Annotated in this window: 22 protein-coding genes; 12 read left to right on the top strand and 10 right to left on the bottom strand. The window is 62.6% G+C overall.

The window, feature by feature from the left end; translation table 11 throughout:
- The first annotated feature begins 37 nt into the window (after positions 1-37).
- A complete protein-coding gene (secB, locus tag K6301_RS14935) occupies positions 38-514 on the top strand; it encodes a protein-export chaperone SecB (RefSeq protein ID WP_134648540.1) in 477 nt (158 codons plus the stop codon).
- Between the two features lie 78 nt (positions 515-592).
- On the opposite strand, the gene dnaQ is transcribed toward secB, so the two are convergent.
- Genes dnaQ through K6301_RS14910 form a run of 5 tightly spaced genes read right to left on the bottom strand, consistent with a single transcriptional unit; the run spans position 593 to position 4,232 of the window.
- Positions 593-1,297 (bottom strand): DNA polymerase III subunit epsilon, encoded by a 705-nt coding sequence (gene dnaQ, locus K6301_RS14930; protein WP_247218033.1) that lies wholly within the window; start codon positions 1,295-1,297, stop codon positions 593-595.
- 51 nt (positions 1,298-1,348) lie between these two features.
- Positions 1,349-1,936 (bottom strand): dephospho-CoA kinase, encoded by a 588-nt coding sequence (coaE, locus tag K6301_RS14925; RefSeq protein WP_247218031.1) that lies wholly within the window; start codon positions 1,934-1,936, stop codon positions 1,349-1,351.
- Positions 1,936-2,793: a shikimate dehydrogenase gene (locus tag K6301_RS14920; protein ID WP_247218029.1), complete on the bottom strand. Its 858-nt coding sequence runs from the start codon at positions 2,791-2,793 to the stop codon at positions 1,936-1,938. The genes coaE and K6301_RS14920 overlap by 1 nt, the downstream gene beginning before the upstream one ends.
- Positions 2,786-3,385 (bottom strand): Maf-like protein, encoded by a 600-nt coding sequence (locus K6301_RS14915; RefSeq protein ID WP_247218027.1) that lies wholly within the window; start codon positions 3,383-3,385, stop codon positions 2,786-2,788. The genes K6301_RS14920 and K6301_RS14915 overlap by 8 nt, the downstream gene beginning before the upstream one ends.
- A gap of 25 nt (positions 3,386-3,410) precedes the next feature.
- Positions 3,411-4,232 (bottom strand): pyruvate, water dikinase regulatory protein, encoded by an 822-nt coding sequence (locus tag K6301_RS14910; RefSeq protein ID WP_134648530.1) that lies wholly within the window; start codon positions 4,230-4,232, stop codon positions 3,411-3,413.
- Between the two features lie 478 nt (positions 4,233-4,710).
- Between K6301_RS14910 and hemE the strand changes: the two genes are divergently transcribed.
- From hemE to K6301_RS14870, 8 genes are all read left to right on the top strand, one after another.
- Entirely contained in the window at positions 4,711-5,673 is a 963-nt protein-coding gene (gene hemE, locus K6301_RS14905; RefSeq protein ID WP_425475405.1) for a uroporphyrinogen decarboxylase, read from the top strand.
- Positions 5,670-6,209, top strand: coding sequence for a protoporphyrinogen oxidase HemJ (gene hemJ, locus K6301_RS14900; protein WP_247218022.1), 540 nt, complete (start codon positions 5,670-5,672; stop codon positions 6,207-6,209). Before hemE ends, hemJ begins: the two co-directional genes overlap by 4 nt.
- Before the next feature lie 186 nt (positions 6,210-6,395).
- Entirely contained in the window at positions 6,396-7,661 is a 1,266-nt protein-coding gene (gene rho, locus K6301_RS14895) for a transcription termination factor Rho (RefSeq protein WP_134648524.1), read from the top strand.
- 118 nt (positions 7,662-7,779) lie between these two features.
- A complete protein-coding gene (gene mnmE, locus K6301_RS14890; RefSeq protein ID WP_247218020.1) occupies positions 7,780-9,102 on the top strand; it encodes a tRNA uridine-5-carboxymethylaminomethyl(34) synthesis GTPase MnmE in 1,323 nt (440 codons plus the stop codon).
- A 67-nt stretch (positions 9,103-9,169) separates the two neighbouring features.
- The gene (gene mnmG / locus K6301_RS14885) at positions 9,170-11,059 is read left to right on the top strand and encodes a tRNA uridine-5-carboxymethylaminomethyl(34) synthesis enzyme MnmG (protein ID WP_247218018.1); all 1,890 of its coding nucleotides are present in this window, start codon (positions 9,170-9,172) and stop codon (positions 11,057-11,059) included.
- Positions 11,056-11,691: a 16S rRNA (guanine(527)-N(7))-methyltransferase RsmG gene (gene rsmG / locus K6301_RS14880; RefSeq protein WP_247218015.1), complete on the top strand. Its 636-nt coding sequence runs from the start codon at positions 11,056-11,058 to the stop codon at positions 11,689-11,691. Before mnmG ends, rsmG begins: the two co-directional genes overlap by 4 nt.
- A 14-nt stretch (positions 11,692-11,705) precedes the next feature.
- Entirely contained in the window at positions 11,706-12,500 is a 795-nt protein-coding gene (locus K6301_RS14875; protein ID WP_247218013.1) for a ParA family protein, read from the top strand.
- A 24-nt stretch (positions 12,501-12,524) separates the two neighbouring features.
- Complete coding sequence (locus tag K6301_RS14870; RefSeq protein WP_247218011.1) at positions 12,525-13,415, top strand: ParB/RepB/Spo0J family partition protein; 891 nt, start codon at positions 12,525-12,527, stop codon at positions 13,413-13,415.
- 15 nt (positions 13,416-13,430) lie between these two features.
- Here K6301_RS14870 and holA read toward each other — a convergent pair whose 3' ends face one another.
- From holA to leuS, 3 genes are read right to left on the bottom strand one after another with little or no spacing between them, the layout of a single operon-like run.
- The gene (gene holA / locus K6301_RS14865) at positions 13,431-14,465 is read right to left on the bottom strand and encodes a DNA polymerase III subunit delta (protein WP_247218009.1); all 1,035 of its coding nucleotides are present in this window, start codon (positions 14,463-14,465) and stop codon (positions 13,431-13,433) included.
- A gap of 6 nt (positions 14,466-14,471) precedes the next feature.
- On the bottom strand, positions 14,472-14,996 hold the full coding sequence (gene lptE, locus K6301_RS14860) for an LPS assembly lipoprotein LptE (RefSeq protein ID WP_247218008.1): 525 nt from the start codon (positions 14,994-14,996) through the stop codon (positions 14,472-14,474).
- The gene (leuS, locus tag K6301_RS14855; protein WP_247218006.1) at positions 14,983-17,640 is read right to left on the bottom strand and encodes a leucine--tRNA ligase; all 2,658 of its coding nucleotides are present in this window, start codon (positions 17,638-17,640) and stop codon (positions 14,983-14,985) included. Before leuS ends, lptE begins: the two co-directional genes overlap by 14 nt.
- A gap of 232 nt (positions 17,641-17,872) precedes the next feature.
- Here leuS and K6301_RS14850 point away from each other — a divergent pair, with 232 nt between their 5' ends.
- Positions 17,873-18,532, top strand: coding sequence for a YggS family pyridoxal phosphate-dependent enzyme (locus K6301_RS14850; protein WP_247218004.1), 660 nt, complete (start codon positions 17,873-17,875; stop codon positions 18,530-18,532).
- A gap of 124 nt (positions 18,533-18,656) precedes the next feature.
- The gene (locus tag K6301_RS14845) at positions 18,657-20,555 is read left to right on the top strand and encodes a propionyl-CoA synthetase (RefSeq protein WP_247218002.1); all 1,899 of its coding nucleotides are present in this window, start codon (positions 18,657-18,659) and stop codon (positions 20,553-20,555) included.
- A 97-nt stretch (positions 20,556-20,652) separates the two neighbouring features.
- Here K6301_RS14845 and K6301_RS14840 read toward each other — a convergent pair whose 3' ends face one another.
- Positions 20,653-21,354, bottom strand: a complete 702-nt coding sequence (locus K6301_RS14840; RefSeq protein WP_134648504.1) for a DUF1013 domain-containing protein — start codon at positions 21,352-21,354, stop codon at positions 20,653-20,655.
- Between the two features lie 231 nt (positions 21,355-21,585).
- Here K6301_RS14840 and acs point away from each other — a divergent pair, with 231 nt between their 5' ends.
- Positions 21,586-23,541, top strand: a complete 1,956-nt coding sequence (gene acs / locus K6301_RS14835; protein WP_247217999.1) for an acetate--CoA ligase — start codon at positions 21,586-21,588, stop codon at positions 23,539-23,541.
- A gap of 107 nt (positions 23,542-23,648) precedes the next feature.
- Here acs and K6301_RS14830 read toward each other — a convergent pair whose 3' ends face one another.
- Complete coding sequence (locus tag K6301_RS14830; RefSeq protein ID WP_247217997.1) at positions 23,649-23,846, bottom strand: DUF1674 domain-containing protein; 198 nt, start codon at positions 23,844-23,846, stop codon at positions 23,649-23,651.
- Between the last annotated feature and the right edge of the window lie 55 nt (positions 23,847-23,901).

Raw genomic sequence — 23,901 nt, 5'->3', positions numbered from 1 at the left:
GATGGCCTGACTTTCCAGAGTCCCCGAGGATATTTCCATGACTGACGCAGCCACCCAGAACGACGCCGCGAACCCCTCGCTCAACATCCTTGCGCAGTATGTGAAGGACTTCTCCTTCGAAAATCCGGGTGCCCCGCGCTCGCTCCAGGCCCGCGACAAGGCCCCTGCGATCAATATCAGCGTCAATGTCAACGCCAACCCGCTGGCCGAATCCGATTTCGACGTCGTGCTTTCGCTGAACGCCGAAGCCAAGGACGGCGACAAGGTGCTGTTCAACGCCGAACTGTCCTACGGAGGCGTGTTCCGCATCACGGGCTTCCCGCAGGAGCACATGCTGCCGGTTCTCTTCATCGAGTGCCCGCGCCTGCTCTTCCCCTTCGCCCGCCAGATCATTTCCGACGCCACCCGCAACGGCGGCTTCCCGCCGCTGATGATCGACCCGATCGATTTCGCGCAGATGTTCGCCCAGCGCATGGCCGAAGAACAGGTCAAGGCAAAGGTCCAGCCGAACTAAGCGGCCGAACCACACGCACACGAAAACGCCCGGTCACCATGTGGCCGGGCGTTTTACTTTATCGGTCATGAGCCGGATTCAATCGCCGTATCTGTCCCAGATGGCCTTCGCGCCCATCTTCTCCACCATGGCGGCATGGGCGGCGCGCTCCTCGTCAGAAAGGCGGGGCGCAAGGGGCCTGGGCCGTATGCCGAGCGGCTGGATAATCTCGTCGTCCGCTTCGACCAGGGTCTTGCGGCCGTTCTCGGCGGTGCCGAGACCGAGCGCCGCCTGCCGGCCGCCGATCATCTCGATATAGACTTCAGCGAGAAGTTCGGAGTCGAGGAGTGCGCCGTGCTTCGTACGGTGCGAATTGTCGATGCCGTAGCGCCGGCAAAGCGCATCCAGCGAGTTGGGCCCCATCGGGTGCTTGCGACGGGCCAGCGCCAGCGTGTCCGTCACATATTCCATGGAGATGGGCGGCATGCCGAGCCGCTCGAATTCGGCGTTGATGAAGCCCATGTCGAAATTGGCATTGTGCGCCACCCAGCGGGCTCCCGCGAAGAACGTGGTGATCTCGTCCGCCACCTCGGCGAACGGCTTCTTGTCCTTCAGGAACTCATCGGTGATGCCGTGCACGGCAAGCGCATCCGGATGAACCTTGCGATCGCCCGGATTGATGAAGATGTGCAGCGTGCGGCCGGTCGGAAAATGGTTCTCCAGCTCAACGCCACCGATTTCGATGATGCGGTCGAGCTTGTTGTCGAGGCCGGTGGTTTCCGTGTCGAAGATGATCTCGCGCATCCGTCCGTCGTCCTTTCAAAGTCCTGGCCGCGCCTCATGCGCACAGGCGATTCACATCGGGGATGTGAGTTCCGCAATCACCTCTTCCACCTGTTTGCGCGCCGCTTCAAGCCCCCGGCCCGTATCGATGATGAAATCGGCCCGCCGGCGCTTCTCCGCGTCCGGCATCTGGCGCGACAGGATCAGTTCGAATTTTTCCTCTGTCATGCCCGGGCGGGCCAGGACACGCGCACGCTGCGTCTGTGGATCGCAGGTCACGACGACCACCTTGTCCACCCGCGTTTCGCCGCCGGTTTCGTAGAGCAGCGGGATATCGAGCACGACGAGAGGCTCGCCCTTCTCCCGCTCACGGGCGAGAAACGCCGCCTCACGCGCCCGCACCAGCGGATGGATGATCGCCTCCAGGTCGCGAAATCCGTCCGGCGCTTCGGCGAGAATGGCCGACAGCGCCTTGCGGTCGATGACGCCTTCCTTCAGCGCCTCGGGAAAGCGCGCCGCCACCGGCAGCACCGCCTCCCCCCGATAGAGGTCGTGCACGGTCGCGTCCGCGTCATGCACGGGGATATCCAGATCACGGAACATCGCAGCCGTCGTCGACTTTCCCGTGCCGATCGATCCGGTCAATCCCAACACGATCATCAGTGCGCATCCATGTCGGCCAGCACGACGGCGCGCAGCGCCGCGTCGACCTCAGGGCGAACGCCGAACCATTTCTCGAAACCCGGAACCGCCTGGTGCAGCAGCATGCCGAGACCGTCCACCGTCGCGAAGCCCTGTTCCTGCGCCTGGTGCAGGATCGGCGTGACGAGCGGCACGTAGACGATATCCGTCACGACCGCGCCGGGCGCCAGCGGCGAGAAATCGAAATCCGGCGCCGGCTCTCCTTCCATGCCGAGCGACGTGGTGTTGATAAAAAGCCCTGCCCCGCTCAAGACTTCGGCCAGCGCATCCATGGCATGCGCATGAACCCGCGGCCCGAACCGGTCGGCCAGTTCACGGGCGCGGGGTACGGTGCGGTTCAGCACATGGATTTCCCCCACGCCGCGATCGCGCACCGCCTGGATGATCGCCCGGCTCGCACCGCCGGCGCCCAGAACCACGGCACGCTCCGTCCTATCCCAGCCCGGCGCCAGCGCATCGAGATTGGCCAGGAAGCCGTAGCCATCCGTATTGGTGGCGTGAAGCTCTCCCTCGTCGAGCCAGAGTGTGTTGGCCGCGCCGAGCTCCTCGCTCAGGGCATCCGGCCTGTCGGCCAGCTGGAAGGCCAGCTCCTTGTGCGGGATGGTGACATTCCCCCCGATGAAGCCGGATTCACCGCTCTTGAGCCTTGATATGAAGCCGGCGAACTCAGCTGGGTCGACCTCCTGGCGCGTATAATTTCCCGCAAGGCCAAGCCTTTCCAGCCAGTGGCCGTGGATCAAGGGCGATCGCGAATGTTTGACCGGATAGCCCGTGACGAAGGCGCGGCGGGGGAATGTTTCACGTGAATCATGCATCGATGGCATCCAGATCGCGAAGTTTAGCCAGCAAGGGAAGAAGCGGCAGGCCGAGGATCGTGAAGTAATCGCCCTCGATACGCTCGAAGAGCTGCACGCCCTCCCCCTCCAGCTGGTAGGCGCCGACGCTGGCCAGAACGCGGGTTCCGACGCGCGCGAGATGGCGGTCGATGAAATCGGACGACAGCGGCCGCATCGTAAGATGGGCGACGGACACGTGACGCCACAGCACCGTCCCGTCCTGCACAAGCGCAATGCCGCAGTTCAGAGAATGGGTGCGTCCGGACATGGCGGCGAGATGCGACTTCGCTTCCGCCATATCAGCAGGCTTGTGAAACACGCGGCCTTCCAGCGAAAGCGTCTGGTCCGAGCCGATGACCAGTGCGCCGGGGTTGCGGCCGGACACGTCGCGCGCCTTTTCGACGGCAAGCGCCTCGGCAATCGCCTGCGGCGTCGGATTGCTTGCGGCCAGCGCTGCTTCGGCGGCGCGCTCGTCGATGGTCGCGGCCTCGGCCGTAAAGGCAAGGCCGGCATTCTCCATCAACATGCGGCGGAAGGGGCTTTGTGAAGCAAGGATGAGTGGCGGCGTCATGGCAATCTCCCGTTACCCCTCCGCGTTACCGAAGCTTGGGACGAAGAGCAACGATGGCGGCGGCCGTTTCCTCGATCGAACGGCGCGTGACATCGATGACGGGCCAGTTGTTGCGGGCACAGATCGCCCGAGCGTACTTCAGTTCCTCGGAAATCTGCGCGCGGTCGATATAGTCGTCACCGCGAAAATCCTGGGTCTGGCCGAGCACCCGGTTCTGCCGCACCTGGGCGATCCGGTCGGTGGTGGCGATGAGGCCGACGATCAACGGCCGCCTGGCCTCCGACAGGCGCTCGGGCAGCGGCACGCCGAGCACGATCGGCACATTGGCCGTCTTGATGCCCCTGTTCGCCAGATAGATGCTGGTCGGCGTCTTCGACGTGCGGCTGATGCCGATGAGAATGACATCGGCCTCTTCCAGATCGAGCGGAAGCTGTCCGTCGTCATGGTCCATCGTGAAGTTCAACGCATCGATGCGCGCGAAATAATCCGCGTTCATCACATGCTGCGCCCCGACGCGACGGCGCGACGGGGCGCCGAGATAGGACTGGAAGAGATCGATCACCGGCTCCAGCACGGAGACACAGGGCACGCCCATTTCCCGGCAGCGCTGGTCGATGATTTCCGAAAGCTCGCGGTCGACGACGGTGTAGAGCACGATGCCGGGGGCGCCGTCGATGGCCTCGAGCACCGGCATGAGCTGCTTGCGATTGCGAATCAGCGGATAGACATGCTCCAGCGCCTGGGAAGACTGGAATTGCGCGGCGGCAGCCCGGCCCGCGGCAATCAGCGTTTCGCCCGTCGAGTCCGAAATCAGGTGCAAATGAAAGTAGTTCTTGGTGCTGTCCACATTATCCTCCGCCCCCTGTTGATGACGCGGGACAAAGCGGAGCTAAGAACGGCCGGCGGGCGGAGGCAAGAGGATAAGTGCCGACTTGTCCACAATTGGCGATCGGCGGGAGACGGCGCGAAACGGCATGTGGATAAGACTCACGGCCATGGCATAGTGTCGCTGTTGCCCACAGCCTGTCCACAGACATGCGGTTTTGGAGGCCTCGGCAATCCGTTTGATTCCAAAGAGCGAATCGGCTTTTCCGCGTTTTGCATCCACAATCCGCTTTCGCAGATTGCTTTGTCCCGGCCACAACCGCAGCCGCTGGCTTTGTGTGGACGGGATTTAATCCTTGATAGTCACCGACTCTAAGAAATAGAAACCTCTTTAAAGAGATTATTTCTTGATTGGGAGAACCCTTGAGGTGTCTGTGAAAAGCCGGAAGATCGTCGATGTCCTGAATGGGAAGACGATTTCCCCTCCTCCCCTGTGGCTCATGCGTCAGGCCGGCCGTTACCTGCCGGAATACCGTGCAACGCGCGCAGCGGCCGGAAGTTTCCTCGATCTCTGTTATTCGCCGGAGCTGGCCACCGAAGTCACGCTCCAGCCGATCCGCCGCTATGGCTTCGATGCGGCGATCCTGTTTTCCGACATCCTCGTCATTCCCGATGCGCTCGATCGGAATGTCCGCTTCGAAGAGGGCCACGGACCGCGTCTCGATCCGATCGATACCGACGGCATCTTCGCCCTGAAGCAGGACGGCGTGCAGCAGCACCTCACGCCGGTCATCGAAGCGGTGAGCCGCATCCGCCACGCCCTTCCCGATGAAACCGCCCTACTCGGCTTCTGTGGCGCGCCCTGGACCGTTGCGACCTACATGATCGCCGGACACGGCACGCCCGACCAAGCGCCGGCGCGGCTGTTCGCCTATCGAGAACCGAAGGCCTTCGCGCATCTGCTCGATCTGCTTGCCGATCTCTCCGCCGATTACCTGGTGGCGCAGATCGATGCGGGAGCGGATGCCGTTCAGATCTTCGATTCCTGGGCCGGCGTTCTCGGTGAAAAGGAATTTGCCGACTATGCCATCCGGCCCGTGCGGCGTATCATCCAGTCGGTCAAGGCGCGGCGGCCGCATGCCAAGGTCATCGCCTTTGCCAAGGGCGCGGGCCTGCTCCTGAAGACCTATCGCCAGCAGACCGGTGCGGACGCGATCGGTCTCGACTGGTCGGTTCCGCTGTCCTTCGCGGCGGACCTGCAGAAGGAGGGACCCGTTCAGGGCAATCTCGATCCGATGCGGGTGGTGGCCGGCGGAAACGCGCTCGACGAGGGTATCGATGCCATTCTCCAGGCGCTCGGCAATGGGCCCCTGATCTTCAATCTCGGCCACGGCATCACGCCGCAGGCCGATCCGGAAAACGTGACGCGGCTGGTGGCGCGGGTGCGGGGAGACGTTCGGTGACCGACAGGCAGACGGGGGACGATGCGGGACGCCGCGCACGGATTCGCGCCGCCGCAGCCCTGACCGTCTTCGTCCTCGTGGCCGGCCTGCTGGTGCTCTTTCCGCCCGACGATCTCTATCTCTGGATCAAGGCGCTGCACATCGTGGCGGTGATTTCCTGGATGGCCGGCCTGCTCTACTTGCCGCGCCTGTTCGTCTATCACACGGATGCGCGTGCCGGTTCCCCGCAATCGGAGACGTTCAAGGTGATGGAGCAGCGGCTTTTCGGCACGATCATGCGGCCGGCCATGGCGCTTTCCTGGTTGCTCGGTCTCTATCTCGCCTGGTCGGTCTACGGCTTCCAGGGCGGTTGGCTGCATGCCAAGCTCGCTTTCGTGGTGCTTTTGACCGGCGTGCATCAATTCTACGGCCGCGCCGTCAAGGCCTTCGCCGAGGACAGGAACCGCAGGACCGGCCGGCAATGGCGCCTGTGGAACGAGGTGCCGGCGGTGCTGATGGTCCTCATCGTGATCATGGTCGTCGTCAAACCTTTGTGAGCCGCCGCGACAAATCGGACGAAATTCCAAAGCCCCCTTGCGAGCAGGGGCCGGAACCGCTATTTTCCGCGCATCTCATCTTTCGTGGCATGTGTATTCGTTCAGTGAACTGCATCCTTCCCCTCGCAGTTCGTCCTTGACCCGCACGCCTTTTTCCATCCCGATGACCCGCAGCATGGACCATTCATGGCCGAAATGAAGCTACAAGACCTCAAGAACAAGACTCCAACCGACCTCCTTGCTTTTGCCGAATCGCTCGAGGTCGAGAACGCGAGCACGATGCGCAAGCAGGAACTGATGTTTGCCATCCTCAAGATGCTGGCCTCCCAGGATGTGGAAATCATTGGCGAAGGCGTCGTGGAAGTGCTGCAGGACGGTTTCGGCTTCCTGCGGTCGGCCAATGCGAACTACCTGCCGGGCCCCGACGACATCTACATCTCGCCGTCGCAGATCCGCCGCTTCTCGCTGAAGACCGGCGACACGGTCGAGGGTCCGATCCGCGGCCCCAAGGAAGGCGAGCGCTACTTCGCCCTGCTCAAGGTCAACACGATCAACTTCGACGACCCGGAGAAGATCCGCCACAAGGTCCATTTCGACAACCTGACGCCGCTCTATCCGAACGAGCGCTTCAAGATGGAACTGGACATCCCGACGTCCAAGGACCTCTCCCCCCGCGTCATCGACCTCGTGGCGCCGCTCGGCAAGGGCCAGCGCGGCCTGATCGTCGCGCCGCCGCGCACGGGTAAGACCGTTCTGCTGCAGAACATCGCCCATTCGATCACCGCCAACCATCCGGAATGTTATCTCATCGTCCTGCTGATCGACGAGCGTCCGGAAGAAGTGACGGACATGCAGCGTTCGGTGAAGGGCGAAGTGGTTTCCTCCACCTTCGACGAACCGGCGACGCGCCACGTGCAGGTCGCCGAAATGGTCATCGAGAAGGCCAAGCGTCTCGTCGAACATGGCCGTGACGTCGTCATCCTGCTCGATTCGATCACCCGTCTCGGCCGCGCCTACAACACGGTCGTTCCGTCGTCCGGTAAGGTCCTGACCGGCGGTGTGGATGCCAATGCCCTGCAGCGCCCGAAGCGCTTCTTCGGTGCGGCGCGCAATATCGAAGAGGGCGGCTCGCTGACGATCATCGCGACGGCGCTGATCGATACCGGCAGCCGCATGGACGAAGTCATCTTCGAAGAGTTCAAGGGCACCGGCAACTCGGAAATCGTGCTGGATCGCAAGGTCGCAGACAAGCGCATCTTCCCGGCCATGGACATCCTCAAGTCCGGTACCCGCAAGGAAGACCTGCTCGTCCCGCGCCAGGATCTCCAGAAGATCTTCGTGCTGCGCCGCATCCTTGCGCCGATGGGCACCACCGACGCGATCGAGTTCCTAATCGACAAGCTGAAGCAGACGAAGAACAACGGCGATTTCTTCGACTCGATGAATACCTGATCATCGTTCGGGTAAAAATATCCGATGGTCCCGCCCTCGTGCGGGGCCATTTTTGTTTGAGACCATATTGATTCTCGACCGAAACGAACTTTTTCGATTCGTATCCGGAATAGCTTAGATGCGTGCTGGAACCATTTTTGCGCTGTCGAGCGGCGGCTTACCCTCCGGTGTTGCGGTCATCCGCATCAGCGGACCGGATTGCCGCACCGCGGTGGCGCAGCTTTGCGGCGCAGTGCCCCCTGAGCGCCGGGCCTCGTTGCGATCGATTCGGGACCGCAACGGTGATGTGATCGACCAGGGAATCGTGTTGTTCTTCCCGGGGCCCCACTCATTTTCCGGCGAGGATTGTGCGGAACTGCAAATTCACGGCGGGCGCGCGACCGTCGCCGCCGTGCTTGCTGCCTTGGGCGCTATCGACGGTCTGCGTCCGGCAGAGGCCGGTGAGTTCTCACGCCGCGCCTTCCTGAACGGTCGCATGGACCTTGTCGAAGTCGAGGGTTTGGCGGACCTGATCACCGCCGAGACCGAAATGCAGCGTCGTTTGGCAGCGGAGCAGGCGTCTGGCGGCCTGTCGCGCCTGTACGATTCGTGGGCGAAACGATTGACGCATGCGCGCGCGATGATCGAAGCAGAACTCGATTTCGCAGATGAAGACGATGTGCCCGGTTCCGTCGCTGCGTCCGTATGGTCGGATATGCGCGCCTTGTCGCAAGACATCCTTAACCATACCGACGGCGCGCGCGCGGGCGAGATTGTCCGAGACGGCCTGAAAGTCGTGATTGCGGGCCCGCCCAATGCCGGGAAATCGAGCCTTCTCAATTATCTCGCACGGCGTGACGTCGCTATTGTAACCGATGTCCCCGGCACGACGCGTGATGTTCTGCATGTCGATCTCGATATCGGCGGTTATGCGGTTCGTCTCTACGACACCGCGGGTTTGCGGGAGACGGATGATGTGGTGGAGCGCGAGGGTATTCGGCGTACCCAACTTTCGCTTCAACAGGCAGATTTGGTCCTTCTGCTTTCCGACGATGATGTGACGGATGCGGCAGACTTCCTGGGGAGCTACAGCGGACCTTTTCTACGCATTCGAAGCAAATCGGACATTTTTGGCGAGACTTTGCCGCAAGGTGCGATCGATGTTATGATCTCGACCAAGTCCGGTGACGGTATCGATGACCTGATCGAGCTGATCAGAGCTTATCTACCGACGCTCGAAGTCGGGAACGCTTTGGCCTTGCCGACACGCGCGCGACACAGGGACGGTCTTGTAGCCTGCCGGCAGCATATCCAGGCGGCTATGGAGAATGCGTCAGCGGGTCTCGATATCCAGGCAGAACATCTGCGTTTGGCGGGTCAGGCCCTCGGACGGATCACGGGCCGGGTCGATGTCGAGAATCTTCTTGACGTGATCTTCTCGGAATTTTGTATAGGAAAATGATTCACGTGAAACAATACAACGTCTACGAGTCGTGCGACGCGTTTCACGTGAAACAGGTGGATGAACCATGACCACAAAAGATCATTACGACGTCATCGTTATCGGCGGTGGGCATGCGGGCATGGAAGCGGCCGCGGCGTCAGCGCGTTTCGGCGCTTCGACCGCACTGGTCACGCACAAGGCGAACACGATTGGCGTGATGTCCTGTAACCCGGCCATTGGCGGCCTTGGCAAAGGGCATCTTGTCAGGGAGATCGACGCGCTCGATGGGCTGATGGGCCGCGTCGCGGACAAGGCGGGTATTCAGTTCCGCTTGCTGAACCGTCGTAAGGGCCCGGCTGTCCGCGGACCGCGCACCCAAGCGGACCGGAAGCTGTATCGCGAAGCCATGCAGGCCGAAGCCACTTCCATTGCAAATCTTGATATTATCGAGGGCGACGCCTTCGATATCGTCCTTGATCAGGGACGCGTCGCTGGGCTGACCCTCAAAGACGAACGGTCCCTATCCTGTCGTGCCGTGGTGGTCACCACCGGCACCTTCCTGCGCGGGCTCATTCATATCGGGAACGAAAAGATTCCGGCGGGGCGCGTGGGCGAAGCCCCATCCCTTGGTTTATCGGCGACCTTCGAACGTCTGGGTCTTGCTCTGGGGCGCCTGAAGACCGGAACGCCAGCGCGGCTGGATGGGCGCACCATCGACTGGGCGGCGGTCGGTCGCCAGGCAGCCGATGCAGATCCCGTTCCCTTCTCCTTTATGACGGACCGGATCACAACGCCGCAGATCGAATGCGGCGTCACGCGCACGACATCAGCGACGCATCGCATCATCGAAGAGAATATCGGCAAATCCGCCATGTATTCCGGCCAGATCGAGGGCGTTGGGCCGCGGTACTGCCCGTCGATTGAGGACAAGATCGTCAAATTCGGCGAGCGGGACGGGCACCAGATCTTTCTGGAGCCGGAAGGGCTGGATGATCCCACGGTGTATCCCAACGGTATTTCGACATCGCTCCCGGCGGACGTCCAAGCCGCGTTCATCCATACGATACCCGGGCTTGAGACCGTTACCATCCTCCAGCCGGGTTATGCCATCGAATACGACCATGTCGATCCGCGAGAACTTTCTCCGACGCTGGAAGTGAAGCGCCAAGAAGGTCTTTTTCTTGCCGGCCAGATCAATGGCACGACCGGATATGAGGAAGCCGCGGCGCAGGGTCTCGTTGCGGGGCTGAACGCCGCGCGCCGGGCCGCCGGTCGCGACGGGCACGTCTTCAGCCGGACGGACAGCTATATCGGCGTGATGATCGACGACCTGACCTCGCGCGGCGTCACGGAGCCCTATCGCATGTTTACCTCGCGGGCAGAGTATCGCCTCTCCCTGCGCGCGGACAATGCGGATGTGCGTCTGACGCCGCTTGGGATCGATCTTTGTATCGTCGGTCGCGAGCGGGCGGCCCGTTTCTCGGCCTGGTCCGATGCGATTCAGGCATTACGCGAGACGTTGCATGCGCTGAAGCTGTCCCCAAATGAAGCTGGTGCCCAAGGCATCCGCCTGAACCAGGACGGCGTGCGGCGCAGCGCCTATGAGCTTCTCGCCTATCCTGACATCGATTATGCGCGCCTTGCGGCCGTCTGGCCCGAAGCGCTTGCCGATGTGCCTGCTCGCGTTTCCGAGGCGGTTGAAATCGAGGCGGCTTATGCAGTCTATATGAACCGGCAGGAAGCGGATATTTCAGAAGCGCGCCGCGAGGAGCAGCGGCAGATTCCGGATGATTTCGACTTCAACACGCTGCCGGGCCTCTCCATCGAGCTGCGTCAAAAGCTGACGGTTGCGCGGCCTGCCAACTTAGCGCAGGCGGCCCGCGTGGATGGCGTTACCCCCGCCGCGCTCACCCTCCTGCTTGCCTATCTCAAACGCCTCGGTACAGAACCGGCGCAAAGAATTGCGAAGACATGACTGCACTTCCCCGGCTTTTGCGCGATCTCGATGTTTCACGTGAAACTGAAGAGCGTCTGACGATCTTTGTCGCGCTGTTTCAGAAATGGGCGAAAGCGATCAATCTCGTCGCGCCCTCCACCCTGTCGGAGCTCTGGAACCGCCATATCGTCGATAGCGCTCAGATTTACGCCCTTCGACCGGGCGCACGGATATGGGCCGATCTCGGCAGCGGAGGCGGCTTTCCGGGGATTGTCACAGGCATCCTGTTGGCCGGAATCGGTGACGGATGGGTGCATCTCGTTGAGAGCAACAAAAAAAAGGCGGCATTCCTGCGGACTGCGATCCTGGAAACGGGCGCCCGCGCTTCCGTTCATGCCATCCGCATCGAGCAGGCACCTGCTGTCATCGAGCATTGCGACACCATTTCCGCGCGTGCCCTCGCTGATCTCGATTTGCTGTTCGAATTCGGTTTGCCCTGGGCCGAACGAAATCCCGATCTCAGATTTTTTCTGCACAAAGGCCGGGATTACCAGCGCGAGGTCGATAAAGCGCTTGGTCGCTGGAGATTCGATCTGATAAAACATGCCAGTGTGGTCGAGCCGGATTCTGTCGTGCTCGAAATCGCAAAGCTTTCGCGACAACCTCAGTGAGACTGGCAGCGTCCATGATAGGCGATAAGAACCGGATCATCACCATTGCAAACCAGAAGGGTGGCGTCGGCAAGACGACGACGGCCATCAATCTGGCGACCGCCCTCGCCGCCATCGGCGAACGGGTTCTGATCGTCGACCTTGATCCTCAGGGCAATGCCAGCACGGGTCTCGGCATCGACCGGCGCAATCGCGAACTTTCGTCCTACGATCTTCTCGTCGGCAGCCACGGTGTGGCGGAAACGGCGTTGGCGACAGCGGTACCGAATCTCTCGATCATTCCGTCGACCATGGACCTGCTCGGTATCGAGATGGAGATCGCGCAGCAGAATGATCGGGTGTTCCGCCTCAAGCGCGCGCTGGCATCGGCCGATGCGATGGCTTACTCTTACGTCCTGGTCGATTGTCCGCCGTCCTTCAATCTTCTCACGATGAACGCGCTTGCCGCGGCGCATTCCGTTCTGGTGCCGCTGCAATGCGAGTTCTTCGCGTTAGAAGGTTTGAGCCAGCTGCTGGAGACCGTCGATCAGGTGCGTCGTACGGTCAATCCGCGCCTCGATATCCAGGGAATCGTGCTGACCATGTTCGATTCGCGCAACAATCTGGCGCAGCAGGTCGTCAACGATGTGCGCACCCATCTCGGCGAAAAGGTCTACCACACGCTCATTCCCCGGAACGTGCGGGTGTCGGAAGCGCCGTCCTATGGTAAACCGGCCATTCTTTACGATCTCAAATGCGCCGGAAGCCAGGCTTACCTTCAGCTCGCTTCCGAGGTCATCCAGCGTGAAAGGCAGCGCAAGGCGGCCTGAAATCCGTATCTGTGAGTAGAATCGATGAATGAAGACAACTCAAAGAGGCGGCTTGGCCGCGGACTTGCGGCCCTGATCGGCGAGATGGACCAGATTCCGGCCGCCGAGATCGGCGCTGCGCCATCGGTGAATCCCGACCGGCTCGTCCCCATCGAGTTTGTCGGGCGCAACCCTCGCAATCCGCGCCGGTACTTCGACGAGTCGGAACTTCAGGATCTTGCGTCCTCGATCCGCCAGCACGGCATCGTCCAGCCGGTCGTCGTGCGCACCACATCCGACAATCGCTACGAGATCATTGCCGGTGAGCGGCGCTGGCGGGCGGCGCAGCTTGCAGGCCTCACGGATATTCCTGTCATCATTCGCGACGTCGATGACCGTACGGCGCTGGAAATCGCCATCGTCGAGAACGTGCAGCGTTCCGATCTCAACCCGCTTGAAGAAGCGATGGGCTACGAGCTGTTGATCGCCGATCACGGTTATACGCAGAACGACCTCGGCGAAATCATCGGCAAGAGCCGCAGTCATGTGGCGAACAGCCTTCGCCTGTTGAAACTGCCAGATCCTGTTAGGGATATGCTGGCGTCGGGCACGATTTCGGCCGGTCATGCGCGCGCGCTTGTCCCGACCTCCGACCCGGTCGCGCTCGCCCGGACGATTGTCGCCAAGGGCATGTCGGTGCGCGATGCCGAGCGTCTGGCGCAAAACGATATCAAGTCGCAGAACGATCCGAACCACGGCCAGGCGCCGCGCAAGGACGAGAAGGACGCCGATACGCTGGCGCTGGAACGCACGCTGTCGGACGTCCTGGGCCTCGACGTGACCGTCAACCACAAGGGCAATGGCGGACACCTGAAGATTTCCTACAAGACGCTGGAGCAGCTCGAGGAAATCTGCCGGCTTCTGGAGCGCCGGTAACTTCTTTAGCCGGATTCAGCGCCGTGCGGATTGCAGCACCGTCGCCAGCAGGGTCTGCATGGCGATGGTGTCTTCCAGGGCCGGCCGCTGCCGGCTTTGCAGAATGGCGGCCTGCAGGCGCTGCGTTTCACGCCGGATTGCGGGTGACGCCCATGTCTTCAGCGCATTTTCCACGATCGGCTTGCGCCGGAAATGCAGATGGCGGCCGAGCGTTGCCATGGCCTGGGCGGCCGGTGCCCGTTTCTCGTCCATTTCCGCACGCATCAGTTCCAGCAGCTGGAACTGCCTGAGGCAGCCCTGCAGCACGAGGAAGATGGGCGTTTTCGACGTCACGATCTTCTGGATCGCGTGGAGAAAACCGTCCTTGTCGCCCTTGAGGATGGCATCGATCGCGTCATCCGTGGAGATGGCGCTGGCATCTCCGACGATCTCCTCGACATCCTGCTCCTCAATGAGCTCGCGTCCGCGGCAGTAGAGCGCGAGCTTGCGCAGTTCATTGCGGGAGGCCAGCCGGTCGCCGCCGATCGTTTCAACGAGTCGCTGGCGTGCGGCGGGCGCGATACGAAGGCCCTCTGCCGCAAGCTCCTGATCGATCAGTGCCTGAAGCGCGCGTCCGTCATCGGCATAACACGGGATCGCAACGGCCTGGGATGCGGCTTCCGCCGCCTTCCGCAGGGCCGAACCTTTTTTGAGGTCACTAGCCTCGACGATGAGTGTCGACGGACCGGGGGATGCGCTGGCCAGCATATCGATGGCGTCGGCGACGCCCTTTTCGCTTGCGGCATTGCGGACCCAGACGAGACGTTCGCCGCCGAAAAGGCCGATGGCGTTCATCTCGTCCATCAGGCGTCCCGGCTGGTTGCCGATTTCGCCCGCATCGAGCTTCACGACGGAAAAGGCGTCATCGAGATCAACGCCGCTGGCGGCCGCGATTGCCGCCGCCCGCTCGGACACCAAACCCCTGTCGGGGCCGTAGATCAGAAAAAGCCGCACGGGCAACGGCTTCCGTTTCAGGAAGGCGTCGAATTCGTGCGACTTCACTTCCGCCATGACAGATCAGCGACGGCTGAGCGCCGTGGCGACGTCGGCGCGGATCAGCTCGGCAAGCTCGCGGGCGGCGCGGTTTTCCGCGTCGCGAATGGCGCGGAGCTTGGCGAACTCCTGCCGGGGGAAGTCGACGAGAGCGATTGCGGAGCGCTTTCCGGAGGTGACCGTTTCGCCCGTATCGACCTTCACCAGGGTGAAGGTTCCCGAAACGGTCGTGCGGCCCGCGCGCATCGTGTCGGTCGCGGGGTCGTTGAGCACGCCACCGGTTCCCGCGGTGACGCCGAGGTTGAGCCGGTAGGCCGCATTCTGCGGCTCGCCCGCGCCGCCGGCGAAGAGGAAGATCAGGTCGTTGCGAACCTGCTGCCCGACGCGGTTGTTGATCTCCGGGATCGACACCGATGCAAGCTTGCCTTCCGTGCCGCTTGCCGTGGAGTAGAGGGGACGCACCTGGCAGCCGGCGACGGCGGCCAGAAGCAGGACACCCGCGATGGTCTTTCCAAGCCGCGAGAAACCGGTTCCGTTAGACAACAACATTCACGATCCTCTGCGGTACGACGATGATCTTCTTCGGGCGCTGGCCGGCAAGAGCGGCCTGGACCGCCTCTATGGTCAGAACCGCGGCCTCGACCGCACTCTGGTCTGCGTCGCGGCTGATTGTCAAATCCGCACGCTTCTTGCCGTTGATCTGCACGGGCAGCGTCACTTCATTTTCGGCGACCAGGCGCTCTTCGTATTCCGGCCACGCGCTCATGGCGATGAGGCCCTCGCCGCCGATGGCACGCCAGCATTCCTCGGCAAGGTGCGGCGTCATCGGCGCGACGATGCGGATCAGGATATCGACGGCGTCGCGCAGGGCAGCCACGAGGTCGTCTGAGGCCTTGCCGGCGGCGGCCGTGGTCAGCGGTGCGGCCAGCGCATTGACGAATTCGTAGATGCGGGCCACCGCCTTGTTGAAGGCAAGCTTGTCGTAGTCGCCCTGGACGGCCTTCAGCGTGCGGTGCGCGACCTGCGATACGGCCAGTGCTTCGCCTTCAGCGCCCGGCCGGCCTTGCACGGCCTTCAGGGCCGGTGCGGCTTCGGACAGCAGGCGCCAGACGCGCTGAATGAAGCGATGTGCGCCTTCGACGCCGGCTTCCGACCAGATCACGTCACGATCCGGCGGCGAGTCCGACAGCATGAAGAAGCGGGCGGTATCGGCGCCGTAAGAGGCGATGATGTCGTCGGGGTCGACCACGTTCTTCTTGGACTTCGACATCTTCTCGATCGAGCCGATGGCGACTTCTTCGCCGGATTCGACGTGGATCGCGCGCCGCTTGCCGTCGATATCCTCGATGCGGATTTCGGCCGGCGTCACCCATTCGCGCTTGGCACCCTCGCCGCGGCTGTAGGTTTCATGCACCACCATGCCCTGCGTGAAGAGGCCCTTGAAGGGTTCCTTGAGATCGAGATGGCCCGTCGCCTGCATGGCGCGGGTGAAGAAGCGCGAGTAGAGCAGGTGCAGGATCGCATGCTCGATGCCGCCGATATACTGGTCGACCGGCAGCCAGGCATTGGCGGCCGCCGGATCGGTCGGATTGTTTTCCCACGGCGCGGTGAAGCGGGCGAAGTACCAGGACGAATCGACGAAGGTGTCCATCGTGTCGGTCTCGCGGCGTGCATCCTTGCCGCAATTCGGGCAGGCCACGTGACGCCAGGTCGGATGGCGATCGAGCGGGTTGCCCGGCTTGTCGAAGGTCACGTCGTCGGGCAGTTTCACCGGCAGGTCGGCCTTCGGCACGGGAACCACACCGCAGTCCTGGCAATGGATGATCGGGATCGGGCAGCCCCAGTAGCGCTGGCGCGAAATGCCCCAGTCGCGCAGGCGGAAATTCACCTTGCGCTCGCCCACCGGCCTATTGCCGAGCGTGGCGGCGCTGAGGCGGTTGGCGACCTCCTCGAAGGCTTCCCTGGTGTCGAGACCATCCAGGAAACGCGAATTGATCATCACGCCGTCGCCGACATAGGCTTCGTCACCAATGGTGAAGCTGGCGGCGTCCGCACCCTTCGGCATGACGACGGGCACGACGGGCAGGTCGTATTTGCGGGCGAAATCCAGGTCGCGCTGGTCGCCGGACGGGCAGCCGAAGATCGCGCCCGTGCCGTAGTCCATCAGCACGAAATTGGCGATGTAGACCGGCAGCTCCCATTCCGGGTCGAAGGGATGGCGCACGCGAATGCCGGTGTCGATGCCCTTCTTCTCGGCCGTTTCCAGCGCAGCGAGCGATGTGCCGGCGCGGCGGCACTCCTCGGCAAAGGCTTCGATAGCCGGATTCTGCGCGGCAACGGCCTTGGCCCACGGGTGGTCGGCCGCAATCGCGATGAAGGACGCGCCGAACAGCGTATCCGGGCGCGTCGTGTAGACGGTGATTTCGGGCGAGAGCTGTTCTTCGGCGGCGAGCGCCGTGGCGGCCAGCTTTGCGTCCTTGACCACTTCCCAGCGGACCAGCATGCCTTCCGAGCGGCCGATCCAGTTGCTCTGCATCAGGCGGACCTTTTCCGGCCACTGGTCGAGCGTCTCCAGCGAATCCAACAGATCCTGGCTGAAATCGGTGATGCGGAAGAACCACTGCGTCAGCTCGCGCTGTTCGACCAGCGCGCCGGACCGCCAGCCGCGGCCGTCGATGACCTGCTCGTTGGCGAGAACGGTATGATCGACCGGATCCCAGTTCACCTTGGACTGCTTGCGGTAGACAAGTCCCTTCTCCAGGAAATCCAGGAAGAGGTGCTGCTGGCGCTGATAGTACTCGACGTCGCAGGTGGCGAATTCGCGCGACCAGTCGAGCGACAGGCCCATCGATTTCAGCTGGCCGCGCATGGTCGCGATGTTCTCGTAGGTCCAGCCCTTGGGGTGGACCTTGTTCTGCATGGCGGCGTTTTCGGCCGGCATGCCGAAGGCATCCCAGCCCATCGGATGCAGCACGTTATAACCGCGCGCGCGCTTGTAGCGAGCGACGACGTCGCCCATCGCGTAGTTGCGCACATGGCCCATATGGATGCGGCCGGAGGGATAGGGGAACATCTCGAGGACGTAGTACTTCTCGCGCGGATCGTCGTTGTCCGTCAGGAAGACGTTTTCATCGTTCCATTTTGCCTGCCAGCGGGGTTCGGCATCGCGCGGGTTGTAACGTTCGGTGGCCATGTCTTTGATGTTCCGGAAGTCTTTTGGGAGTCTTGGAGGGCGGTTCGCCCCTGCGAATATGGTGTCGAGACCTTCATCATGAAACCACCGAAGCGTCAAGTTTTCCGGGCTTGCGGCGCTTGGCAAGGCGTGCCGTTTTCGCTAGGTCCGGGGTCTGGATGCCCGCGCATGCCGTTTCCGCAGATTTGCCCTTTAAATCCGCCCGGCCTGCCTTCGCCGATGGAGAATGATCATGGAACTTGAGGACCGTCTCGAAGAGGTGCGCAGCCGCGTGCGCAAGGCCGCAAGCGAGGCTGGCCGCAACCCCGAACAGGTCACGCTGGTCGCGGTATCGAAGACCTTCGATGCCGATGCGATCCGGCCCGCCATCGCAGCCGGGCAGCGCGTTTTCGGCGAAAACCGCGTGCAGGAAGCACAGGGCAAGTGGCCGGAATTGCGCGCGCAGACGGCAGGCATCGAGTTGCACCTGATCGGTCCCCTGCAATCGAACAAGACCGCGGATGCCGTTGCCCTGTTCGACGTGATCGAGACCGTGGACCGGGAAAAGATCGCGCGCAGCATCGCCGACGAGATGAAGCGGCAGGGACGGGCGCTGCGGCTCTATGTGCAGGTCAATACGGGGCTCGAGCCCCAGAAGGCCGGCATCGCGCCTGACGATACCCTCTCTTTCGTGACCTTCTGCCGCGAGGAGCTGGGCCTGACCATCGAGGGTCTGATGTGCATTCCGCCGGCGGATGAAAATCCCGGGCCGCATTTTGCCCTGCTGGCCAAGCTTGCTGCCCGCTGCAGCCTCGACCGGCTGTCGATGGGCATGTCGGGCGACTATGAGGTTGCTATCGGCTTCGGCGCGACCAGCGTCCGTGTCGGTTCGGCGATCTTCGGCACGCGCTGACAAAACGGCGTCAAGGCATTCCGGCCGCCCATCTCAGGCTTTGGTCTGGCTTTGCGGCGGTATCGCCCTCCCCTATTCTTCCTCTCGGAGGAACCGGCCGCTGCCGGGCATGTGGGAGAAGACGATGCAAAAGACCTATGCCGAGATTTATCGCGCGTGGAAGGACGATCACACGCGTCACTGGGCCGAGGCCGCGCGGGTGATAGACTGGTTCACGCCACCGGATGCGATTTTCGACGAGCGGCAAGGTGTCTATGGCCGCTGGTTTCCCGATGCCACCGGCAATACCTGCCACAATTGCGTCGATCGCCATATCGCGGCCGGCCGCGGCGACCAGGTGGCGCTGATCTATGACAGCCCGGTGACGGGCTGCAAGGCGATCTACAGCTACGACGACCTGCTTTCGAATGTCAGCGCCATGGCGGCCGTGCTCGTCGATCACGGGGTGGAAAAGGGCGACCGCATCATTCTCTATATGCCGATGATCCCGGAAGCCGTGTTCGCCATGCTGGCCTGCGCGCGCATCGGTGCGATCCATTCCGTGGTCTTCGGCGGCTTTGCGGCAAGCGAGCTTGCAACGCGCATCGACGATTCGTCGGCCAAGCTGGTCGTCTCGGCAAGCTGCGGCGTCGAGCCGAACCGGGTGGTGGCGTATAAACCGCTGCTGGATGCGGCCATCGGGCTGGCCCGGCACAAGCCGGTGCGATGCCTCGTGTTGCAACGGCCGGAACTGACGGCCGAGCTTAATCCCGCGCGCGATGTCGATCTCGGTTCGGCGCTTGTTGCGGCCCAGGGCCGGACGGTGCCCTGTGCGAATCTGGCCGCAACCGATCCGCTCTATATTCTCTACACCTCGGGCACGACCGGCCAGCCGAAGGGCGTCATCCGCGACAATGGCGGGCATATGGTGGCGCTCGCCTGGACGATGCGGGCGCTGTACGGCGTCGAACCCGGCGAGGTCTACTGGGCGGCCTCGGATATCGGCTGGGTCGTCGGCCATTCCTATATCGTCTATGCGCCGCTGCTGAACGGCAGCACGACGGTGCTCTATGAGGGAAAGCCGGTCGGCACGCCGGATGCCGGCGCCTTCTGGCGCGTGGTGGAAGAATACAGGGTTTCGGTGCTGTTCACCGCGCCCACCGCCTTTCGCGCCATCCGCAAGGAAGACCCGGATGGTGTTCTCGTCAAACGGTACGATCTCTCCGGCCTGCGGGCGCTGTTCCTGGCAGGCGAGCGGGCCGATCCCGATACGGTGCGCTGGGCGGAGGCCGTGCTCGGCGTGCCCGTCATCGATCACTGGTGGCAGACGGAAACCGGCTGGGCCATCGTCGGCAATCCGCTCGGTCTCGACCGGCTGCCCGTGAAACACGGCTCGCCTACCGTCCCGATGCCGGGCTACGAGCTCCATGTGCTCGACGATGCCGGCCACGCGGTGGCGCCGGGCACGCTCGGCAACATCGCCATCAAGCTGCCCCTGCCCCCGGGCTGCCTTCCGACATTCTGGAACGCGGATGCGCGGTTTCGCGAGGCCTGCCTTTCGGAGTTTCCCGGCTACTACAAGACGGCGGATGCCGGCTATGTCGATGAGGACGGTTACGTTTTCATCATGTCGCGCACCGACGACATCATCAATGTCGCCGGCCATCGCCTTTCGACGGGGGCGATGGAGGAAATCTGCGCCAGCCACCGAGACGTCGCCGAATGTGCGGTCATCGGCGTGGCCGACGCGGTGAAAGGGCAGATCCCGGTCGGCTTCCTCGTTTTGAAGAGCGGTGTTTCACGTGAATCATCGGAGGTGGAGCAGGAGGTGGTCGCGATGGTGCGCGAGCGGATAGGCCCCGTCGCCGCCTTCAAGACGGCGATCTGCGTGAAGCGGCTGCCGAAAACCCGGTCGGGCAAGATCCTGCGCGGCACCATGCAGAAGATCGCCGCCGGTCAGGATTGGACGATGCCGGCAACGATCGATGACCCGGCGATTCTCGACGAGATCGCCCAGGCTCTTTCAGGGCGTAGGATCTGCTGAGATGGAAAGCCGGTTGGCAGCCAGAGCCTGAAGGTGCCGGAGACAAAAAAACCGGCCGCTTGTGGCGACCGGTTTGTCATTTCGATTTGACGACGGCTCAGAAATTGTCGTCTTCGTCCTCGTCCGGCGTGGACGACTTCAGCGACTTGAGCTTGGCGAAGACGGCGTCGGCGTTGATTTCCTGCTCGTCCTCGCGGTCGGTGCTGTAGGGCAGCTTTTCCGTTTCCTGGGCCGATTCGAGGGTGGCGCCGAGTTCGGCGGCGGTCGGCAGCGGACGGCCCTTGGAGGCGCGCTCGACTTCCAGGTCCAGGTCGATCTGCGAGCACAGGCCGAGCGTCACCGGGTCCATCGGCGCCAGGTTGGCCGAGTTCCAGTGGGTGCGGTCGCGGATCTGCTCGATCGTCGACTTGGTGGTGCCGACGAGACGCGAGATCTGGGCGTCCTTCAGTTCCGGATGGTTGCGCACCAGCCAGAGAATAGCATTGGGACGATCCTGACGCTTGGAAACCGGCGTGTAACGCGGGCCCTTGCGCTTGGATTCGGGAACGCGGACCTTCGGGTCGGAAAGCTTCAGCTTGTGGGCGGGATTGGCTTCCGCGCGGGCGATCTCGTCGCGCGAGAGCTGGCCGGTGGCGATCGGGTCGAGACCTTTGATGCCCTGGGCCGATTCGCCGTCGGCGATGGCCTTCACTTCGAGCGGGTGCAGTTTGCAGAATGTCGCGATCTGTTCGAAAGACAGCGCCGTGTTGTCGACCAACCAGACCGCGGTCGCTTTTGGCATGAGGAGCTGCTGAGCCATGCATATAGTCCTTCTGTCCGTCCGCGCCGGGGTCGCGGGCCGTGGGTCGTAAACCACAATGTTCCGGGAATTCGGCCCTCTATAACCTCACTGTCTCAGAAATGCAATTCTTCAAGCACAAATGACCTTTTGTCTAATTGCCGGAAGGATTTGACCTGATATGAATGGTGCCGGAATGGCCGGGGCCGGAGGAAAAGCGGTGTCCCGCGCATGCGCAGTGAGGAGGCATCCATGTTCGCAAAGACCTATCCGGTCCTGAAATCCGCAAAAAGCCGTACGCTGATCGACAACGACACCTATCAGAAATGGTATCGCGAAAGCGTCGAGAACCCGGAGCGTTTCTGGGACAAGCACGGCATGCGGATCGACTGGTTCAAGCCTTATACGAAGGTCAAGAACACCTCGTTCAATGGCAAGGTCTCGATCAAGTGGTTCGAGGACGGCATCACCAATGTCTCCTATAACTGTATCGACCGCCACCTGAAGGCGCATGGTGACGACATCGCCATCATCTGGGAAGGCGACAACCCGTATATCGACAAGAAGATCACCTATAACGAGCTTCACGAACACGTCTGCCGCATGGCGAATGTGATGAAGAAGCATGGCGTGAAGAAGGGCGATCGCGTCACCATCTACATGCCGATGATCCCGGAAGCGGCCTATGCCATGCTCGCCTGCGCGCGCATCGGCGCCATCCATTCGGTGGTCTTCGGCGGCTTCTCGCCGGATGCGCTGGCCGGCCGCATCGTCGACTGCGAATCGACCTTCGTCGTGACCTGTGACGAAGGCGTGCGCGGCGGCAAGCCGATCCCGCTCAAGGAAAACACGGACACGGCGATCGATATCGCCGCGAAGAACCACGTCATCGTCAACAAGGTCCTCGTCGTGCGCCGCACCGGCGGCAAGACCGGCTGGGCGCCGGGCCGCGACATCTGGTACCACAAGGAAGTGCTGACGGTGCCGCGCGATTGTCCGCCGGCAAAGATGAAGGCGGAAGATCCGCTGTTCATCCTGTACACGTCGGGTTCGACCGGAAAGCCGAAGGGCGTGCTGCACACCACCGGCGGCTACCTCGTCTATGCCTCGATGACGCACAAGTACGTCTTCGATTACCAGGACGGCGATATCTACTGGTGCACGGCCGATGTGGGCTGGGTCACCGGCCACTCCTATATCGTCTACGGGCCGCTCGCCAACCGCGCGACGACCCTGATGTTCGAGGGCGTGCCGAACTTCCCGGATGCCGGCCGCTTCTGGGAGGTGGTCGACAAGCACAAGGTCAACATCTTCTACACCGCACCGACGGCGATCCGCGCGCTCATGGGCGCCGGAGACGATTTCGTGAAGCGTTCGTCGCGTTCGTCGCTGCGGCTGCTCGGCTCGGTCGGCGAGCCGATCAATCCCGAGGCCTGGGAATGGTATTACAACGTGGTCGGCGAAGGCCGCTCCCCGATCGTCGATACGTGGTGGCAGACGGAGACCGGCGGCATTCTCATCACCCCCCTGCCCGGCGCGACGGAGCTGAAGCCCGGCTCGGCGACCCGGCCCTTCTTCGGCGTCAAGCCGGAACTGGTCGACAACGAGGGCCGTGTGCTGGAGGGTGTCGCCGACGGAAACCTCTGCATCACCGACAGCTGGCCGGGCCAGATGCGCTCGGTCTATGGCGATCACAAGCGCTTCGTGGAAACCTATTTCTCCACCTACAAGGGCAAGTATTTTACCGGTGACGGCTGCCGCCGCGACGAGGACGGCTACTACTGGATCACCGGCCGCGTCGATGACGTGCTCAACATTTCCGGCCACCGCCTCGGCACGGCGGAAATCGAATCGGCGCTCGTCTCGCACCATCTCGTGTCGGAAGCGGCCGTCGTCGGCTATCCGCATAGCCTCAAGGGCCAGGGCATCTATTGCTATGTCTCGCTGATGGCCGGCGAGGAAGGCAACGATGCGCTGCGCCAGGACCTGGTCAAGCACGTCCGCAAGGAGATCGGCCCCATCGCGACCCCTGACAAGATCCAGTTCGCGCCGGGCCTGCCGAAGACCCGATCGGGCAAGATCATGCGCCGCATCCTGCGCAAGATCGCCGAGGACGATTTCGGTTCGCTGGGCGACACCTCGACGCTCGCCGATCCCGCCGTCGTCGACGACCTGATCGCCAATCGCCAGAACAAGGCGGGCGGCTGACAAGCGGACGTCACGACAAAGCGAAACGGCGGCCGATCGGCCGCCGTTTTCGTTTGGGGATTTCTGACTCCGGAAATTCATGGCTTCCTGAGCCGGCTTCCTAAACCTCAGAAATCGATGGCGCGGCCCTTGATTTCCCAGTCGCCAAAGCGGGCGGGGTCTTCGCCGCCGCGGCCGCCGATCTCGGGTTCCCGTTCCACCGGAGCGGCCGCCTTGCGTCGCTCTTCGGCTTCCTTCAGAGCGCGCTGCGCTGCGGGCGTGAGCACCTTGCGGCCATCCGAATGATTGTCGTTGTCGCTTTCCATAAAAACCGGCATCCTCCAGGGATATTGAAGACGTGCTGTTGGTTCACCATCATAT

This window comes from Shinella oryzae (genome assembly GCF_023038235.1).
Lineage (GTDB): Bacteria > Pseudomonadota > Alphaproteobacteria > Rhizobiales > Rhizobiaceae > Shinella > Shinella sumterensis.
The sequence above is the reverse complement of the archived record's forward strand: the minus strand, read 5'-3'. Positions and strand labels throughout refer to the sequence as shown.

Coding starts and splice junctions, on each gene's coding strand:
- secB (WP_134648540.1), top strand. CDS start 38: ATGACTGACGCAGCCACCCAGAACGACGCCGCGAACCCCTCGCTCAAC.
- dnaQ (WP_247218033.1), bottom strand. CDS start 1,297: ATGCGCGAGATCATCTTCGACACGGAAACCACCGGCCTCGACAACAAG.
- coaE (WP_247218031.1), bottom strand. CDS start 1,936: ATGATCGTGTTGGGATTGACCGGATCGATCGGCACGGGAAAGTCGACG.
- K6301_RS14920 (WP_247218029.1), bottom strand. CDS start 2,793: ATGCATGATTCACGTGAAACATTCCCCCGCCGCGCCTTCGTCACGGGC.
- K6301_RS14915 (WP_247218027.1), bottom strand. CDS start 3,385: ATGACGCCGCCACTCATCCTTGCTTCACAAAGCCCCTTCCGCCGCATG.
- hemE (WP_425475405.1), top strand. CDS start 4,711: ATGCGTCAGGCCGGCCGTTACCTGCCGGAATACCGTGCAACGCGCGCA.
- rho (WP_134648524.1), top strand. CDS start 6,396: ATGGCCGAAATGAAGCTACAAGACCTCAAGAACAAGACTCCAACCGAC.
- mnmE (WP_247218020.1), top strand. CDS start 7,780: ATGCGTGCTGGAACCATTTTTGCGCTGTCGAGCGGCGGCTTACCCTCC.
- mnmG (WP_247218018.1), top strand. CDS start 9,170: ATGACCACAAAAGATCATTACGACGTCATCGTTATCGGCGGTGGGCAT.
- rsmG (WP_247218015.1), top strand. CDS start 11,056: ATGACTGCACTTCCCCGGCTTTTGCGCGATCTCGATGTTTCACGTGAA.
- K6301_RS14875 (WP_247218013.1), top strand. CDS start 11,706: ATGATAGGCGATAAGAACCGGATCATCACCATTGCAAACCAGAAGGGT.
- K6301_RS14870 (WP_247218011.1), top strand. CDS start 12,525: ATGAATGAAGACAACTCAAAGAGGCGGCTTGGCCGCGGACTTGCGGCC.
- holA (WP_247218009.1), bottom strand. CDS start 14,465: ATGGCGGAAGTGAAGTCGCACGAATTCGACGCCTTCCTGAAACGGAAG.
- lptE (WP_247218008.1), bottom strand. CDS start 14,996: ATGTTGTTGTCTAACGGAACCGGTTTCTCGCGGCTTGGAAAGACCATC.
- leuS (WP_247218006.1), bottom strand. CDS start 17,640: ATGGCCACCGAACGTTACAACCCGCGCGATGCCGAACCCCGCTGGCAG.
- K6301_RS14850 (WP_247218004.1), top strand. CDS start 17,873: ATGGAACTTGAGGACCGTCTCGAAGAGGTGCGCAGCCGCGTGCGCAAG.
- K6301_RS14845 (WP_247218002.1), top strand. CDS start 18,657: ATGCAAAAGACCTATGCCGAGATTTATCGCGCGTGGAAGGACGATCAC.
- K6301_RS14840 (WP_134648504.1), bottom strand. CDS start 21,354: ATGGCTCAGCAGCTCCTCATGCCAAAAGCGACCGCGGTCTGGTTGGTC.
- acs (WP_247217999.1), top strand. CDS start 21,586: ATGTTCGCAAAGACCTATCCGGTCCTGAAATCCGCAAAAAGCCGTACG.
- K6301_RS14830 (WP_247217997.1), bottom strand. CDS start 23,846: ATGGAAAGCGACAACGACAATCATTCGGATGGCCGCAAGGTGCTCACG.